Source organism: Actinomycetospora lutea (assembly GCF_028737205.1).
GTDB lineage: Bacteria > Actinomycetota > Actinomycetes > Mycobacteriales > Pseudonocardiaceae > Actinomycetospora > Actinomycetospora lutea.
This window is the reverse complement of sequence record NZ_JAQZAL010000004.1, coordinates 111,391-125,778: the sequence shown is the minus strand read 5'-3', so window position 1 is coordinate 125,778 and position 14,388 is coordinate 111,391. Positions and strand designations below refer to the sequence as shown.

Below are 14,388 nucleotides of genomic sequence, written 5' to 3'. Positions count from 1 at the left end.
CTCACATACCCAGGGCGGCGGCCAGCTCGCGGAGGTGCTCGCGGGGGTCGGCTGCGACACCCCCGCCCGGACCGTCGCCGAGCGCCTGGACGAGGACGTGGTCGGCGCCCGCGTCGAGGTGCGCGGTCACCGACGCGGCGATCGTGTCGATGTCGCCCATCCCGACCAGGGCCTTCTTGAGCCGGTCGGAGCCGCCGCGCGGCATGTCGGACTCGTCGAAGCCCTGGCGCAGCCAGGAGTTCCGGTAGTTCGGCAGGCCCGAGTAGATCTCGAGGTGGGCGTGGGCGCGGCGCATCGCGTCGTCCTCGTCGCCCCCGACCGCCACGGCCTGCTCGGACACGACCCACTTGTCGGCGCCGAGGGCCTCGCGCGTCACCCGCGTCTGCTCGGGGGTGACGAGGTAGGGGTGCACGCCGTCGGTCTCGGCGCCCGCGAGTTCGATCATCTTCGGGCCGAGCGCGGCGACCAGGCGGGCCGGGCGGCCGGCACCGGGCTCGATCTGCTCGGGCACCGCGGCCATCCGCTGCAGGTAGTCGCGCATCGTCGCCAGCGGCTTCTCGTACGTGCCGCCGCGTCCGCGCTCGACCAGCGGCGCGTGGCTCACGCCGAGCCCGAGGACGAAGCGACCCGGGTGCAGCGCGGTCAGCGTGCGCCCGCCGCTCTCCGCGGCGATCGGGTCGCGCGCGTGGATGTTGGCGATGCCGGTGCCGACGACGAGCCGCTCGGTGGCGGCGAGGAACGCGCCCGCCTGGGTCAGCGTCTCCTTGCCGTAGGCCTCGCCGTAGAACAGTGAGCCGTAGCCCATCGCCTCGATGTCGCGGGCGGCCTGCTGCGCGTCCTGGATCGACCAGGTGTCGCTGGTCCACCAGACGCCGATGCGGGACGGGAAGTCGATCTGTGCGGCCACGGCCGCGACGCTATCCCTCCTCCGGCCCGGCCGCCGGACCGGCGTCGAGCCGCGACGACGCCGACTCGTGGGCCATCGTGCGCAGCGCCGAGAACAGGCCGGCGCCCAGCACGGTGCCGAGCACGGCGCTCTCCACGACGTCGGACCGCTCGCCGCGCGCGACGACGGCGCCGACCTCGGCGGTGGCCAGCGGTTCGAGCGCCTCGGCGTAGGTGTCGAGCAGCCGGGTGAGCACCTCGGTGCCCAGCCGCTCGCTCGTCGCCAGGATCTCGATCGCCGCGGGCCGTCCCGGGTTCGTCTCCGTGACGTGCCAGCCGCGGCGCTCGACGAGGTCGTCGAGGAGCTTGGCCGCCCGGGCGGCCTCGTCGTCGTCGGCGACCACGGGCGTCCCGAGCAGCGCCTTCTGGGTCGCGCCGAGCACGTGGTGCAGCGCGACGTCGTCGGCGTCGACGGCGGCCAGGACGTCGCGGGTGCCGGCGATGGAGAGCCCGCCGACGTCGACCAGGGCGCGGATGAGACGCAGCCGTCGCACGTGTTCCTCGCCGTAGCGCGCCTGGTTCGGGCTGGTCAGCTCGCCGGGCGGGAGCAGGCCCTCGCGCAGGTAGTACTTGATGGACGCGACGCTCACGCCCGTCCGGCGGCTCAGGTCCCCGATCCGCATCGCTCTCCCCTCTGGACACCCTGGACGGATAGTTCTACTCTCCACTCATGGACAGCGTCACTATCCGCTCGATGGCGAGGGAGTCACGGTCCCTCGCCGCGTTCTGTGTCGCCATGGCCGCGCTCGCGGTCGTGTGCGTCGCCGGGCTGGTCCTCGACCCCCGTCTCCTCGGCGGCCAGCCCCTCTGGGCCAAGCCGCTCAAGTTCTCGGTCAGCTTCGTCCTCTACTCCGCCACGCTGGCCTGGATGATCTCCCTCGTCGCGGTGCCGCGCACGCGTCGCTGGGCCCGCCGCGCCGGCGTCGTCGTCGCGGTGGCGGGCACGATCGAGATGATCGCGATCGTGGGCCAGGTGGTGCGCGGGCGGGCCAGCCACTTCAACGTCGCGACGCCGCTCGACACGGCGGTGTGGAGCGTGATGGGCACGACGATCGTGGTGCTCTGGCTCGCGACCGCCGGGCTCGGCGTCCTGCTGCTGCGCGAGCGCAGCCTCGCGATCGACACCGCGTGGGCCGTGCGCCTCGGGCTCGTCGTCACCCTGCTCGGCATGGCCGTGGCGTTCCTCATGACCGGCCCGACCGGGGCCCAGGTCGCCGCGGCGCAGGCCACCGGCGCGATGCCGACCGTCGGCGCCCACGCCGTCGCTGTCCCCGACGGCGGGCCGGGCCTGCCGCTGGTCGGATGGAGCACCACGGGCGGCGACCTGCGCATCGCCCACTTCGTCGGGCTGCACGCCCTGCAGGGCCTGCCGCTGCTCGCCCTCGGGCTGGGCCTGCTCGCCGCGCGCCGCCCGGTGCTGCGCGACGCGCGGGTGCGCGCCCACCTCGTCGTCGTCGCCGGGGCGGCCTGGACCGGCCTCACGGTGCTGCTGACCTGGCAGGCCCTGCGCGGTCAGCCGCTGATCGCCCCGGACGGCACCACGCTCGCCGCGGCGGCCGCCCTCCTCGTCGCGTCCGCGGCCGGCGCCCTGCTGGTCCTGCGCCGCGGCGCCCGCCCCACCCCCGACCGGATCCTGGAGCCCCGATGACGACCCTCACGCCCCGCCGCACCGGCAGCCCCGTCCTCGTCGCGGTCTACGCGGCACTCTCGGTGATCGGCCTGGTCGGGACCTGGTACTTCAACCTGTCCTTCTTCGCCACCGGCGGCACCGACTACCTGGGCGGCTGGTTCGCCAACCCCGCGAGCAGCTCGGCGGCCGTCGACATCATCGTCATGGCCATCGCGGCGTGCATCGTCATGGTCGTCGAGGGCCGCCGGCTGGGCTTCCGCCCGATCGTCGTCGCGCTGCTCGTGGTGCTGAGCTTCGTGCTCGCCGTGGCGTTCACGTTCCCGCTGTTCCTGGCCCTGCGCGAGCGGGCCCTGCTCAGAGGCCCAGGTGGCGGGCGATGAGGATCTTCTGCACCTCGCTGGTGCCCTCGCCGATCTCCAGGATCTTCGAGTCGCGGTAGTGGCGGGCCACCGGGTACTCGTTCATGAAGCCGTAGCCGCCGAAGATCTGCGTGGCGTCGCGGGCATTGTCCATCGCGGCGTTCGAGCTCACGAGCTTCGCGACCGCCGCCTCCTTCTTGAACGGCAGCCCGGCGGCCATCTTCTCGGCCGCGTCGTGCCAGGCCAGGCGGGCGCACACGGCGCGCGCCTCCATCTCGGCGATCTTGAACTGGATGCCCTGGTAGGTCCCGATCGCGGCGCCGAACGCCTCGCGCTCCCGGGCGTAGCGCACGGACTCGTCGACGCAGCCCTGCGCGGCGCCGGTCGACAGCGCGGCGATCGCGACCCGTCCCTCGTCGAGGATCGACAGGAACTGCGCGTAACCCCGGCCCCGCGTCCCGACGAGGTTCTCCGCGGGCACTCGGCAGTCGTCGAACGAGAGCTCGTGGGTGTCCGAGGCGTTCCAGCCGACCTTCGAGTAGCTGGGCGCGACGGTGAAGCCCGGGGTCCCGGACGGGACGAGGATCGCCGAGATCTCCTTCTTGCCGTCCTCGCCGCGGTCGGTGACGGCGGTGACGGTGACGAGCGAGGTGATGTCGGTGCCGGAGTTGGTGATGAACGCCTTCGTCCCGTTGATCACCCACCCGTCGCCGTCGAGCTTCGCGGTGGTCCGCGTGGCGCCGGCGTCGGACCCGCCGCCCGCCTCGGTGAGCCCGAACCCGCCCAGGTGCCGGCCCGTGGCGAGGTCGGGCAGGTACTGCTGCTTCTGCTCGTCGGACCCGAAGCGCAGCAGCGGCATGATCCCCAGGGACACGCCCGCCTCGAGCGTGATGGCCACCGACTGGTCGACGCGGCCGAGCTCCTCGAGGGCGACGCACAGCGCGACGTAGTCGCCGCCCATGCCGTCGTACTCCTCGGGCACCGGCAGGCCGAACAGGCCCATCTCGCCCATCTGCGCGACGAGGTCGTACGGGAACTTCTCGGCGATGTAGTACTCGCCGATGACCGGCGCGACCTCCTTCTGCGCGAACTCCTCGACCGTGGCGCGCAGGGCCTCGTGCTCGTCGGACAGCTGCATGATCATTCTCCTGGGTCGGGCACGACGGTGACCAACGGCGCGTCGAGGGCGACGGCGGCCCCGGCCGTCGCGGCCAGGTCCTTCACCACGCCGTCGACCGGCGCCGACACCACGTGCTCCATCTTCATGGCCTCGACGACGACGAGTCGCTGGCCTGCGGTGACGTGGTCGCCCTCGGCGACCTCCACGGCGGTGACCGTGCCGGGCATCGGCGCGGTGAGCGGGCCGTCCTGCCCGCCGGCGGCGGTGCGCGCGGCGCGCAGGCGTTCCTGCTCGCGCAGCGCCCAGACCCCGCCCTCGCGGCCGAGCCAGCGGACCCCGTCGGCGCCCCCGGTCGTCGCGGTGCGGAACCGGCGGGTGGCGCCGTCGAGGGTCAGGACGACGTCGGCGCCCTCGCGGCGGCCCTGCGCCGGGCGCGGGGTCCCCTCGGCGCCGATCGTGACGACGGCGGCGTGGGGCGGGCCGGCGACGGCGACGTCCACCGGGTCGCCGGTGGCCCCGGCCGCGGGCACCACGCGCCAGCGCGCGGGGGCGGGGTCGGCGCCGAGCCGCCAGCCGCCGATGCGGTCGAAGGGGTCGTCGCCGGCGGCCTTCTCGGCGAGGTCCAGCAGCCCCGCGAGCGCGGCCGCGGCGAGGACGTCGTCGGGGAGGTCCTCGGCCGGCACGGGCAGGCGCGCGATCAGCCCGGTGTCCAGGCGTCCGGCGCGGACGTCCTCGTCGGCGATCAGGGTGCGCAGCCACGCGAGGTTGGTACGCACGCCCAGCACGGTGGTGGCGGCCAGCGCGGCGTCGAGGCGGTCGAACGCGCTCGCGCGGTCGCGACCCCAGGTGATGATCTTGGCGAGCATCGGGTCGTAGCGGGACCCGACCTCGGTACCCGCCGCGACGCCCGCGTCGACGCGCGCGCCTCCGTCGATGGTCGAGCTCCGCTGCGCTGCGTCTCCCCCCGGCCACACCAGGTCGAGGACACGGCCACCCGTGGGCAGGAAGCCGCGCGCCGGGTCCTCGGCGTAGAGGCGGACCTCGACGGCGTGGCCCTCGAGCGTCACGTCGCCCTGGTCGTAGCCCAGCTCCTCGCCGGCGGCGATGCGCAGCTGCTCGGCGACGAGGTCGAGCCGCCCGCTGCGCACGCGCACGACCTCCTCGGTGACCGGGTGCTCCACCTGCAGGCGGGTGTTCATCTCGAGGAAGAAGAACTCGCTCGCGTCGGCGTTGGTCACGAACTCGACGGTCCCGGCGCCGACGTAGCCGCAGGCGCGCGCGGCCTCGACCGCCGCCTGCCCCATGGCGTGGCGCTGCGTGGCGTCGAGCACCGCGGACGGCGCCTCCTCGACGACCTTCTGGTGGCGGCGCTGCAGCGAGCACTCGCGCTCGCCGAGGTGCACGACGGTGCCGTGGGCGTCGGCGAGCACCTGGATCTCGACGTGGCGGGGGTCGGTGACGTAGCGCTCGACGAGCAGCGTGTCGTCGCCGAACGAGCCCCGGGCCTCGCGGCGGGCGGCCGCGATCGCGTCCTCGAGGTCGCCGTCGCGCTCCACGACGTGCATGCCCTTGCCGCCGCCCCCGGCGCTGGGCTTGAGGAGCACCGGGAAGCCGATCCCGCGCGCCGCGGCGGCGACCTCGGCGTCGGAGAGCCCCGAGCCGTCGGAGCCGGGCACGAGCGGGACGCCCGCCGGGCCGACCGTCGCCTTGGCGCGGATCTTGTCGCCCATCGCCTCGATGGCCTCGGGCGGCGGGCCGATCCACGTCAGCCCGGCGTCGGCGACCTGCCGGGCGAACCCGGCGTTCTCGGCCAGGAAGCCGTAGCCGGGGTGCACGGCCTGCGCGCCGACCGCGCGGCCGGCCTCGAGGATGGCCGCGCCGTCGAGGTAGTCGGGCACGCGGACGGCGACGTCGGCGGCCGCGACGTGGGGGGCGCCAGCGTCGGGGTCGGTGTACACCGCGACCGCCCGCAGCCCCCGCGCGTGCAGGGTCCGCGTGATCCGCACGGCGATCTCGCCGCGGTTGGCGATGAGGACGCTCTGGAACATCGCGCTCACATCCGGAAGACGCCGAAGTGCGGCGCGTCGAGGGGGGCGTTGGCGCAGGCGGAGAGCGCGAGGCCGAGGACCGTGCGGGTGTCGGCGGGGTCGATGACGCCGTCGTCCCACAGGCGCGCGGTGGAGTAGTAGGGGTGGCCCTGGTGCTCGTACTGCTCTCTGATGCGATCCCCTTGGCCACCGTCGGCGTCGCTCGACCCGACGGTGCCGAGGACCGTGGCCGCCTGCTCGGCGCCCATGACGCTGATCCGCGCGTTGGGCCACATCCACAGGAAGCGCGGCGAGTACGCCCGCCCGCTCATCGCGTAGTTGCCCGCGCCGTAGGAGCCGCCGATGACCACGGTCAGCTTGGGCACCCGGGTGGTGGCCACGGCGGTGACCATCTTGGCGCCGTCCTTGGCGATGCCGCCCGCCTCGTACTCGCGGCCGACCATGAACCCGGTGATGTTCTGCAGGAACACCAGCGGGATACCGCGCTGGTCGCACAGCTCGACGAAGTGCGCGCCCTTGAGCGCCGACTCGCGGAAGAGCACGCCGTTGTTGGCGACGATGCCCACCGGGTGCCCGTGCAGGCGGGCGAAGCCGGTGACCAGCGTGGTGCCGTAGTCGGGCTTGAACGGGGTGAAGCCGCTGCCGTCGACCAGCCGGGTGATCACCTCGTGGACGTCGTAGGCGGTGCGCCCGTCGACCGGGACGACGTCGTAGAGCTCGGTCGGGTCGTGCTCGGGCTCGACGGTCGGGCGGCGCTCCCAGGGCGGCGGCACGCGGGGCCCGAAAGTGTCGACGATGTCGCGGACCATCGACAGCGCGTGGGCGTCGTCGTCGGCGAGGTGGTCGACCACCCCGGAGGTGCGCGCGTGCAGGACGCCGCCGCCGAGCTCCTCGGCCGTCACCTCCTCGCCCGTCGCGGCCTTCACCAGCGGCGGGCCGCCGAGGAAGATCGTGCCCTGGTCGCGGACGATGATCGCCTCGTCGCTCATCGCCGGGACGTAGGCGCCGCCCGCGGTGCAGGAGCCGAGCACCGCCGCGATCTGCGGGATGCCCAGGCCGGACATCGTGGCCTGGTTGTAGAAGATGCGCCCGAAGTGCTCGCGGTCGGGGAAGACCTGGTCCTGCTCGGGAAGGAACGCGCCGCCGGAGTCGACCAGGTAGATGCAGGGCAGGCGGTTGTGCAGCGCCACCTCCTGGGCGCGCAGGTGCTTCTTCACCGTCATCGGGTAGTAGGTGCCGCCCTTGACGGTGGCGTCGTTGGCCACGACCACGCACTCGCGCCCGGCGATGCGCCCGATGCCGGTGATGATCCCCGCGCCCGGCGCGGCGTCGCCGTACATGCCGGTGGCCGCCAGCGGCGAGAGCTCGAGGAACGGGCTCGACGGGTCGAGCAGCGCGTCGACGCGGTCGCGCGGGAGCAGCTTGCCGCGCTCGACGTGGCGCTGCCGCGAACGCTCCGGCCCGCCGAGCCGCGCGGTCGCCAGCCGCTCGCGCAGGTCGGCGACAAGAGCCGCATGTGAGCGATCTTCGGTGCTATAGCCCCGAACTTCGCTCACCTGGTCGGTGCTGGGCGCGGCCACGCGCGACCTCCTCGTCGTCCGTCCGATGCGGCACGTTAACGCTCATTCACGTTAGCGACCGTTCACACGCCCTGGCAAGAGGCGTTAGTGTGCCGAGGGTGCCGGTCACGACGTCTCGCCGCGAGCAGATCCTCACCGAGGCCGCGCGCCTGTTCGCCCGGCACGGCTTCCACGGCGTGTCCATCGACGGGATCGGCGCGGCGGTCGGGGTCAGCGGGCCGGCGCTCTACCGGCACTTCCCGTCGAAGGAGGGCCTGCTCGCCGAGATGCTGGTCGGCATCAGCGAGCACCTGCTGGCGGGCGGCCAGGAGCGCGCCGCCGAGCACCCGGACCCCGTCGCGCTGCTCGACGCGCTCGTCGCCTTCCACACCGACTTCGCGCTGCGCCAACCCGAGCTGATCACCGTCCAGGACCGCGACCTCGCCAACCTGCCCGACGATGCGCGCCGCAGCGTCCGCGGCCTGCAGCGGGCGTACGTGGAGATCTGGGTCGGCGCGCTGGTCCGGGCCGAGCTCGCGGCGAGCGACGAGGCCGCCCGCGTCGCGGCGCACGCGGCGTTCGGGCTGATGAACTCGACACCCCGCAGCGCCACCCACACCGGCGCCGACGTCGCCGCCGACATCCTCACCACGATGACCCGGGCCGCCCTGCACGCGCACCCTGTCTGACCGGCGACGACGCGGCGACAGGCCGGGCGGGGTCGCCCCGCGGCGCCCGGTCCCGCCGCTACGCTCCGCACTCGTGAACCAGCCGCAGCAGCAGCACGGCCAGCACCCCGGACAGTTCCAGGGCCAGCGCTACCCGATCCTGCTCTCGACCATGAACGACCTCCCGGGCTACGAGGTCGTCCGCGTGTTCGGCGAGGTCTTCGGGCTCACGGTCCGCAGTCGGAACATGTTCTCGACCATGGGCGCGGGCTTCAAGGCGATGGCCGGCGGCGAGCTCAAGGGCCTGTCGAAGCTGCTGTCCGACTCGCGCCACGAGGCCCTCGGGCGGCTCTCGGAGGAGGCGATGGCGTTCGGCGCCAACGCGGTGCTCGCGCTGCGCTTCGACTGCAACGAGATCGCCCAGACCGCGAGCGAGATCGCCGCCTACGGCACCGCCGTCTACGTCGTGCCGCACACCCAGCGCTAGAGCGTGTCTGAGCTACCGACCCCGCGTGGCGGCCCCGTACTCCTCCTCGACCCCGAGCAGGCGGTTGCGCCGCATCGTCGCCTCCTCGAGGCGCGCGCGCACCGACCGCTGCCGCGAGAGCAGCTCGCGGACGTAGTCGGTGCGTCCGGCCTCGGTGGCCTCGTGGATCTGCTCGCTCAGCTTGGCGTCGAAGCGCTCGAACACCCCCACGTGCTGGTCGGCCTCGCGCCGGCGCCGCACGGCCTCGTCGTACTGCGCGCGGGTGACCACGCCGGCGGGCGTGGGCGGCGGGGGTGTGCCGTAGCCGGCGGTGCCGTGCCCGGGCGCGCCGGGCGGCGGGTCGTACGGGCGCGGCGCACCGACACCGGTGTAGGCGGGCGGCACGGTCCCGACCGCCCGGGCGTCGCGGCCGCGTCCGAAGAACCGGCCCAGTCGTGAGGTCGCCACGGCGATCCCTCCTCACTCCGAGTGACGCCTCTCACTGTGCACCGCGTGCGCCCGGGACGGAAGCGGACGATCCGCGTTCGATCCGGACGGGGGCGATGTCCTCCCCGGCGGGCAGCGCGAACCCGAACATCTCGGCGTAGAAGGCGAGCTCGGCGTCGAGCGCGCGCCGGATGTTCTCCGCCCGGCGGAAGCCGTGCTGCTCGCCGGAGAAGAGCAGGTAGGCGACCGGGACGCCGCGCCGGCGCAGCGCCTCGACGATCATCTCCGACTGGTTCGGCGGGACGATCGCGTCCTCGTCGCCCTGCAGCACGATGAGCGGCGTCGCGAAGCGCTCGACGTGCGTGATCGGCGAGCGCTCCACGTAGACGTCGCGCGCCGCCGGGTAGGGGCCGACGAGCCCGTCGAGGTAGCGCGACTCGAACTTGTGCGTGTCGTGCGCGAGTGCCTCGAGGTCGGCGACACCGAAGTGGTCGGCGCCCGCGGAGAACGGGGTGTCGTCGCGGGCCAGCGCGGCGAGGGTCGTGAACCCGCCCGCCGAGCCGCCCCGGATGGCCAGCCGCGCGGGGTCGACCCGCCCGGCGTCGGCGAGCGCGCGGGCCGCGGCGAGGCAGTCGGCGACGTCGACGAGGCCCCAGGCGCCCTTGAGCTGCTCGCGGTAGGCGCGGCCGTACCCGGTGGAGCCGCCGTAATCGACGTCGACGACCCCGAAGCCGCGGCTCGTCCAGTACTGCAGGCCCAGGGCGAGCACCGGGCTGGCCTGTCCGGTCGGGCCGCCGTGGATCACGACGAGCAGGGGCGGACGGTCACCGTCGGGACCGTCGCCGACGGGGGCGTAGTACAGGGCGTGGGCGTCACGCGGCCGGCCCTCGCCGTCGACCGACGCGAACGTCATGGGCTCCGGGACCGAGATCGTCGCGGGGTCCAGCCCGAGGTCGCGGGGCGCGCGCAGCGTGGTCACCGTGCCGTCGAGGGCGACGCGGTGCACCCCGGCCTCGGCGGTCGGCGAGCCGGCGACGCAGACGACGCTCTCCGGCCCCTCCGCGCGCACCGAGCGGACCGCCGTGAACGGGGTGTCGAGCTCGGTCACCGTGCCGTCGGGGGCGCGGACGCACAGCGCGTCGAACCCCTGCGACGAGCGCGCGAACACCACGCGGTCCCCGACGGCCGCGTGCCGGGCGCCGGCGAGCTGCCAGGCGGGCAGGCCGATCTCGGCGTCGATCACCACGAGCGGGGTGACGCCCTCGTCGGCGGACCAGCGGTAGAGGTTCCACCACCCGGTGCGGTCGGAGAGGAAGTGCAGCGCGCCCCTATCGGCGTGCGCCCCTCCTGCCTGCCAGGCCGGCTCGAGGACCGACTCGCCCGGCCCGCCCGCGACGACGGTGTCGGTGCCGGTCGCCAGGTCCCGCACGGTGAGCACGGTGTCGTCCCACGGCATCGACGGGTGGTCCCAGGAGATCCACGCGAGCCGGGTCGCGTCGGGCGACAGGCGCGGGGCGGCGACGAAGTCGGGGCCGCTGACCAGCACCTCCGGCTCCCCCGGCGTCCGGGCGTCGAGGCGCACGAGCTCGTTGACGACCCGGGACGCGGAGCGCAGCGGAGCCGGACCATCCGGCTCGGTGGCCGGGGCGCCCTCGCGGGGGTGGTGCTCGCGGACGCAGACGAGCCAGGTGCCGTCCGGGGAGACGTCGCCGTCGGCGTAGCGGTCGCCGCGCGGCACCGCCGGCTCGGGGGTCAGCAGCGTGACCACGCCGTCGTCGAGGCGGCGCAGGCGCTGGTCGGCCCAGTCGACGGCGAAGACCACGCCCTCGTGGACCCACCACGCGCCGCCGCCGTACTCGTGGACCGCGGTGCGGGCGTTGCCGCCCTCGGGCAGCAGGTCGGCGACCGCACCGTCCGCGTCGCGGCGCAAGAGCTGCGTGCGCCCGCCCTCGGTCGCCCGGCTCTCGCCCCACACGACGCCGCCGCGCCCGTCGGGCCGGACGTCGTCGAGGCGGACCGCGGCCGCGACGACGCGCTCGGACGTGATCGGCGTCGGCCAGGAACCGTGGGGCAGCGGGGTCACGCCGCCACCGTAGGCGCCGCTACTCCGTCCGCTCGCGCAGCACGTTCTTCTGGATCTTCCCGGTCGAGGTCTTGGGCAGCTCGGTGAACACGATGCGCTTCGGGGCCTTGAACCGGGCGAGGTGGCTCCGGACGTGCTCGACGAGCACCTCGGGCGCGACGTCCTGCGACACCGTCACGAACGCGATCGGGATCTCGCCCCACTGCTCGTCGGGCGCCCCGACGACCGCCGACTCGATCACGGCGGGGTGGCTGTCGAGCACGCGCTCCACCTCGACGGACGCGATGTTCTCGCCCCCGGAGATGATGACGTCCTTGCTCCGGTCGCGGATCTCGATGTAGCCGTCGGGGTGGATGACGCCCAGGTCACCGGTGCGGAACCAGCCGTCGGCGTCGACCTCCGCGGTCGCCTCGGGGTCGCGGTAGTAGCCGAGCATGACGTCGTTGCCGCGCAGCACGAGCTCGCCGAGCGTCTCGCCGTCCCACGGCACGTCGCCCCCGTCGGCGTCGTCGCCGCCGAGCACCCGCAGCCGCTGCGCGACGACGTTGCCGACGCCCTGGCGCGCCTTGAGCCGCGCCTGCTCGTCGGCGTCGAGGGCGTCCCACTCGGGGTGCCAGTCGTTGACCGCGGCGGGCCCGTAGGTCTCGGTGAGGCCGTAGAGGTGCGTGACCGACATCCCGAGCTCGTCCATCCGCGCGAGCAGTGTCGGCGAGGGCGGGGCACCGCCGGTCGCGACCGTCACCCGCTCCGGCGCCGGGCCCTCGGTGGCCGCCTCCGCGTGGGCGATCATCGTCAGGACGGTCGGGGCCGCGCAGTAGTGCGTCACGCCCTCGGTGCGGATGAGCCGCCAGATCTCCTCGGCGTCGATCGCCCGCAGGCAGACGTGCAGCCCGCCGGCCGCGGTGACCGCCCAGGGGAAGCACCAGCCGTCGCAGTGGAACATGGGCAGGGTCCACAGGTAGCGCGAGGCGGGCTCGAGGCGCAGGTGGAAGGCCATCGCGAGCGCCTGGAGGTTGGCGCCGCGGTGGTGGTACATCACGCCCTTGGGCCGCCCGGTGGTCCCCGACGTGTAGTTGATCGCGAGCAGGCCGCGCTCGTCGGCGACCGGGACGACGCGCTCGGGGGCGTCGGCGACGAGGCCGTCGTAGCGCTCGCCCTCCTCGACGAGCGCCACCCCGGTGCGCTCCGCGACCGCGCGCGCGTTCGCCACGAACTCGCGGGTGGCGATGAGCAGCTTCGCCCCCGAGTGCTCGACGATGTGGACGATCTCGTCGACCGAGAGCCGGGTGTTCAGCGGCACGAGCACCGCGCCCGCGTAGGGCACCCCGTGGTGGCACTCGAGCATGACGTGGCTGTTGCTGGCGAGCGCCGCGACGCGGTCGCCGGGCTCGATCCCGAGCTCGTGCAGCGCGCCCGCGAGCCGCCGCGACCGAGCGCCGAACTCGGCGTAGGTGAACCGGACGTCGCCGTCGACGATCGCGTCGCGACCGGCGAACACGTGGGCCGCGCGGTCCAGGAACGCCGTCGGCGTGAGCTCGGCGAAGCTGAAGGGAGCCGGGGTGACGGACATGACCCGAGTACTACCCGATCGCCCTACACCACGCCCAGGCTCGTCATCGCCCCCGCGACCCGCAGGAAGCCGGCGGCGTTGGCGCCGTTCTCCAGGTCGGTGGGGTCGCCGTGGTAGCGCTCGGCGGCGTCGCGGACCCGGTCGTAGGCGTCGGACATGATCGTGGAGAGGCGCTCGTCGACGTCCTCGGCGCTCCAGCGCTCGCGGCCGGCGTTCTGCTGCATCTCCAGCGCGGACACCGCGACGCCCCCGGAGTTGGCGGCCTTGCCCGGCGCGAAGGCGACGCCGCCCTCCCGCAGGACCTCCCGCGCCTCGTGCGTGACCGGGCCGTTGGCGCCCTCGGCCACCGCCCAGCACCCGTGCTCGACGAGCGCGCGGGCCTCGTCCGGCCCGATCTCGTTCTGCGTCGCGCAGGGCAGCGCCACGTCGCACTCCAGGGTGAACGGGGAGCCGTCCGAGGCCTCGGCGTCCGGGCGCTTCTCGGCGTAGTCGGCCACCGAGCCGCGCTGGCCCTTGACCTCGCGCAGGAGGTCGACGTCGATGCCGTCGGGCTCGGACACCGACCCGCGCGAGTCCGAGCAGCCGACGACGGTGCCGCCCGAGGCGATCACCTTGTCCATCGCGAACAGCGCGACGTTGCCGCTGCCGGAGACGACGACGCGGGCGCCGTCGAGGTCGCGGCCCTGCTCGGCGAGCATGCGCTGCGTGAAGTAGACGGTGCCGAACCCGGTGGCCTCGGGACGCAGCGCCGAGCCGCCCAGCACCGCGGGCTTGCCGGTGAACGCGCCGGGCTCGTGGTAGCCGATGAGGCGCTGGTACTGCCCGTAGATCCAGCCGATCTCGCGGGACCCGACGCCCATGTCGCCGGCGGGGACGTCCACCGCGGCGCCGACGTGGCCGGCCAGCTCGGTGGCGAACGACTGACAGAACCGCATGAGCTCGCCGGTCGACAGCTCCTTGGGGTCGACGTCCGCGCCGCCCTTGCCGCCGCCGATGTCCTGGCCGGTCAGGGCGTTCTTGAACACCTGCTCGAAGCCGAGGAACTTGATGATGTCGAGGTCGACCGACGGCGCGAACCGCAGACCGCCCTTGTACGGGCCGAGCGCGGAGTTGAACTGGACGCGGAACCCGCGGTGGACCCGCACCCGCCCCGCGTCGTCGACCCAGGGCACGCGGAACACGATGACCCGCTCGGGCTCGCAGAGCCGCCCGACGACGTCGACGTACTCCGGGTGCTCGAGGAGCACCGGGCCGATGCTGCGCAGCACGCCGCGCACGTCGGAGTGGAAGAACTCCTGGTGGGGATCGCGGCGCAGGACCTCGCGCCAGACCTTCCGCAGGGCCGCGTCCTCGGGCTCGTCGCTGCCGTCGCGCGCCACTCGGTCCTCCCGGTACGTCGTCGTCCCGTGCCGATGAGGCTGGTACCCGCCGATGATCCGCGTCAGTCGGACGGCGGACGATCGTCAGGGCGCCGGGAGCACCGCCCAGAGGCT

General features: G+C 74.2%; 13 protein-coding genes. 4 read left to right on the top strand and 9 right to left on the bottom strand.

All coding sequences use genetic code 11. From position 1 onward, the window contains the following. Position 1: 1 nt before the first annotated feature. The gene (locus PHK61_RS06455; protein ID WP_274280152.1) at positions 2–907 is read right to left on the bottom strand and encodes an LLM class F420-dependent oxidoreductase; all 906 of its coding nucleotides are present in this window, start codon (positions 905–907) and stop codon (positions 2–4) included. Between the two features lie 10 nt (positions 908–917). Beyond that, a complete protein-coding gene (locus PHK61_RS06450; RefSeq protein ID WP_274280151.1) occupies positions 918–1,568 on the bottom strand; it encodes a MerR family transcriptional regulator in 651 nt (216 codons plus the stop codon). Between the two features lie 47 nt (positions 1,569–1,615). Here PHK61_RS06450 and PHK61_RS06445 point away from each other — a divergent pair, with 47 nt between their 5' ends. Both PHK61_RS06445 and PHK61_RS06440 read left to right on the top strand, forming a co-directional pair. After that, positions 1,616–2,593, top strand: a complete 978-nt coding sequence (locus PHK61_RS06445) for a hypothetical protein (RefSeq protein ID WP_274280150.1) — start codon at positions 1,616–1,618, stop codon at positions 2,591–2,593. Beyond that, complete coding sequence (locus PHK61_RS06440) at positions 2,590–2,955, top strand: DUF2834 domain-containing protein (RefSeq protein ID WP_274280149.1); 366 nt, start codon at positions 2,590–2,592, stop codon at positions 2,953–2,955. Before PHK61_RS06445 ends, PHK61_RS06440 begins: the two co-directional genes overlap by 4 nt. Here the strand turns inward: PHK61_RS06440 and PHK61_RS06435 are convergent. From PHK61_RS06435 to PHK61_RS06425, 3 genes are read right to left on the bottom strand one after another with little or no spacing between them, the layout of a single operon-like run. Continuing rightward, a complete protein-coding gene (locus tag PHK61_RS06435) occupies positions 2,930–4,078 on the bottom strand; it encodes an acyl-CoA dehydrogenase family protein (protein WP_274280148.1) in 1,149 nt (382 codons plus the stop codon). The two genes, PHK61_RS06440 and PHK61_RS06435, sit on opposite strands and share 26 nt — an antisense overlap. After that, positions 4,075–6,102 carry an acetyl/propionyl/methylcrotonyl-CoA carboxylase subunit alpha gene (locus PHK61_RS06430; RefSeq protein ID WP_274280147.1) on the bottom strand — a complete coding sequence of 676 codons (2,028 nt, stop codon included), beginning with the start codon at positions 6,100–6,102 and terminating at the stop codon, positions 4,075–4,077. The genes PHK61_RS06435 and PHK61_RS06430 overlap by 4 nt, the downstream gene beginning before the upstream one ends. A gap of 5 nt (positions 6,103–6,107) precedes the next feature. Beyond that, positions 6,108–7,682, bottom strand: a complete 1,575-nt coding sequence (locus tag PHK61_RS06425) for a carboxyl transferase domain-containing protein (RefSeq protein WP_420791361.1) — start codon at positions 7,680–7,682, stop codon at positions 6,108–6,110. 98 nt (positions 7,683–7,780) lie between these two features. On the opposite strand from PHK61_RS06425, the gene PHK61_RS06420 reads away from it, so the two are divergent. Together PHK61_RS06420 and PHK61_RS06415 are read left to right on the top strand one after the other, a co-directional pair. Next, on the top strand, positions 7,781–8,350 hold the full coding sequence (locus PHK61_RS06420; RefSeq protein ID WP_274280146.1) for an SACE_7040 family transcriptional regulator: 570 nt from the start codon (positions 7,781–7,783) through the stop codon (positions 8,348–8,350). Positions 8,351–8,423: 73 nt separating this feature from the next. Beyond that, complete coding sequence (locus PHK61_RS06415) at positions 8,424–8,816, top strand: YbjQ family protein (protein ID WP_274280145.1); 393 nt, start codon at positions 8,424–8,426, stop codon at positions 8,814–8,816. Positions 8,817–8,828: 12 nt separating this feature from the next. On the opposite strand, the gene PHK61_RS06410 is transcribed toward PHK61_RS06415, so the two are convergent. Genes PHK61_RS06410 through gdhA form a run of 4 tightly spaced genes read right to left on the bottom strand, consistent with a single transcriptional unit; the run spans position 8,829 to position 14,274 of the window. After that, positions 8,829–9,263, bottom strand: coding sequence for a hypothetical protein (locus PHK61_RS06410; protein ID WP_274280144.1), 435 nt, complete (start codon positions 9,261–9,263; stop codon positions 8,829–8,831). A gap of 31 nt (positions 9,264–9,294) precedes the next feature. Next, positions 9,295–11,325, bottom strand: coding sequence for a S9 family peptidase (locus PHK61_RS06405; RefSeq protein WP_274280143.1), 2,031 nt, complete (start codon positions 11,323–11,325; stop codon positions 9,295–9,297). Positions 11,326–11,344: 19 nt separating this feature from the next. Further along, positions 11,345–12,895: an acyl--CoA ligase family protein gene (locus PHK61_RS06400; RefSeq protein ID WP_274280142.1), complete on the bottom strand. Its 1,551-nt coding sequence runs from the start codon at positions 12,893–12,895 to the stop codon at positions 11,345–11,347. A gap of 23 nt (positions 12,896–12,918) precedes the next feature. Continuing rightward, the gene (gene gdhA, locus PHK61_RS06395; RefSeq protein WP_274280141.1) at positions 12,919–14,274 is read right to left on the bottom strand and encodes an NADP-specific glutamate dehydrogenase; all 1,356 of its coding nucleotides are present in this window, start codon (positions 14,272–14,274) and stop codon (positions 12,919–12,921) included. Between the last annotated feature and the right edge of the window lie 114 nt (positions 14,275–14,388).